Genomic DNA, 2312 nt, shown 5'->3' with positions numbered 1-2312 from the left:
TTCGGGACGGGAGTCCACATTCGCATTCGCTTGCCCCAAGACGCTACGGATATATTCCGCAGGCATGCGGCTAATCCATCGGTCATAAGCCGCGACAGGGCGTGAGAGACGAACAGAGTGTTGCTGAACCATGTAGCCAAGCGGTAGCATTCGTCCTTGGGGAAGTGCAAACTCAGGAGGATTCCAGTTATCCAGGCGTTTTTGCCACTGCTCACGCCATCCACGTAGCGTCGGCCCCAAGTTACGAAGCCCTTGGAGAGAAAACAAATCAGCACCGAGGGGCACAACTATATAGTCGGTTGCAATTAAGGCGGAGCGGTTTATTGCCCCCAAGCTTGGGCCAACATCCACAAATATAAAATCAGCCCCGCACTCTTCGGCTCCCTGCTGAAGCACCTGCCAGAACGCGGTTAATACACGAAAAGGGCGATAGAGGTCCGTGCTGCCCAGTGCCTCGGGCCACTCTGTGGAGAGACGATCTTCAAACACAGAAAGAGCGAGATCACCGGGGATCAACCAGAGGCGTTCTTGAATTTTTTGGAGTTTTGGGGGCAAGATGTCACCGACCCGTGCCAGTGGGGCAACACAACGGTAGATCGTGGCACCCTGATTCCGGGAAGTATCTTGCCAGATCGCCTCAAGTTCCGACTCCTCCAAAAAAGCTGCTGTGAGGTTCGCTTGCGGATCGAGGTCCGCAGCAAGAACGGTGTGGCCCAGCTCGGCCAGCATCCAGGCAAGATGATACACGAGCGAAGTCTTTCCCACCCCACCTTTATTGTTGAAGAAGGTAAGTACCGGTTTGCTCATGACGTTCGTGGCCTCAGAATCACCGTGACCCACTGTGGCTGGACTTCAAACTCAGGCTCAGGATTGCCATTTTCCAGAAGTGCCTTGCGCGCGGTCGCAATTCCCACCCCAAAACGATTGACGAATCCGAGTACCTTGAGCGCCTCCGCGAGAACCGGATTTCGGTAGTCCGTCACGCCTGGATCACCAAAGGTTTCTTTGGTGACGGCACCATACGGACCACCGGGATTGCGTATCTCCAGGCGATCTTCAAACCAATAAATGCGAATTGGGGCACTGGTTCCCTCGTAGTTACGATGTAGAATTGCGTTACGAACGAGCTGCTGAAGCGCTGTATCGGGATAGAGAGAAGCACGCTTCTCCATCGGCCCGATGCTCACCGCTGTCTGATTCACCGCTGTCAGCTTCTCCTCTGTTCGTCGAATAACCTGAGAAATCGTCCCATCAATCTCCGCAGAGTCAAGAATGGGATCGGTGAGCGCCGTGCCGTCAAAGCGGAGAAACTCAACATAGGCACCTGGGATAAAATCTCTGGTACGGATTCCCAGCACCAATAATCCTGCCACAGTCGGAGTGGGCTCCTCAGCCGAGACAACCATTTTTGTCGCCGCGAGGCGCTGTTCGTAAGTTCGTCCGTTTGCCTCTAGGACATCGGGAGAAAATGCGGAAGGGAGATATTCCCTCATAAAAACCAGCTCATCAAGCTGGGCGACATCAGCAGAGGAGATAGGATGGGAGTCAAAAGTCCTATCCCGGAATCGTCGTTTCTCGTTGAGGACTCTCTCTTCTTGAGCCGACGCAATCCCACGCCGAGGACCGACACGAACCCAGATCCTGCCCTTAATTCGCACGGGCGGAGTATCCGAAGGCAGCACCGTAATTACCGCCATCTCCGCTCCCCTCAGCGTGCGTTTCTGTACGGTCATCGGAGGTGGTGGAAGAATATTGCCATCAAAGCGAATATCACTGAGTATCAGAAGAAGCTGATCCGTAATCGGCACACCACTGGGAGTCCCATTGTCCCGTGCGCCAATAAAGACGACACCAGGCTTATTATAGCCAGGCAAGTCATTTGCAAAGGCACAAACTGCCTCCCGAACTTTTTCAGGGGCATCTCCTTTAAAGGTTTCCTTGCGCTCTGCGAGGTCTGATTCAATGTCGCCCAAAAGGGCTTCGAGTTCTTCATCTGTATAGATCATGATAGTTCTCCGGCAGGGCAAACAAATCAACGAAACCATAGTTTACACGGATCACACCAAAATCTGGTTCTCTCCGTAAAACCGACGGATCTTGGCAGATAGACTCTTCCTGCATAAAAGCGAATTCTCTTCGTTTTGGGCGTGTAGTCATAATTTTGTTGTCAATAGACCTGTTATCTGATTCGTCCACTGATTAATGAGTTCGAAGCAATTAACGAAATCACGTACACTCTTTGTGGAGTAGATATATGTTTGCGCATGGGCGATCTTATTCCTTAAGAGGCGGATTTTATTGAGGTCGCTTGA

General features: G+C 52.1%; 2 protein-coding genes. Both read right to left on the bottom strand.

The annotated features are described in order from the left end of the window. On the bottom strand, positions 1-807 hold an 807-nt coding region (locus ACH2EH_RS02865), incomplete at its 3' end, for a ParA family protein (protein WP_395138756.1). Further along, complete coding sequence (locus ACH2EH_RS02860) at positions 804-2006, bottom strand: ATP-binding protein (RefSeq protein WP_395138753.1); 1203 nt, start codon at positions 2004-2006, stop codon at positions 804-806. The genes ACH2EH_RS02860 and ACH2EH_RS02865, both read right to left, overlap by 4 nt. Positions 2007-2312: the final 306 nt, after the last annotated feature.

Origin of the sequence: Armatimonas sp. (assembly GCF_043760365.1) — a bacterium.
Classification (GTDB): Bacteria; Armatimonadota; Armatimonadia; order Armatimonadales; family Armatimonadaceae; genus Armatimonas.
This window is presented reverse-complemented; position numbering and strand designations above follow the sequence as displayed.

Bases quoted from the DNA above. Each gene is read 5' to 3' on its own strand.
- ACH2EH_RS02860 (WP_395138753.1), bottom strand. From the start codon at position 2,006: ATGATCTATACAGATGAAGAACTCGAAGCCCTTTTGGGCGACATTGAA.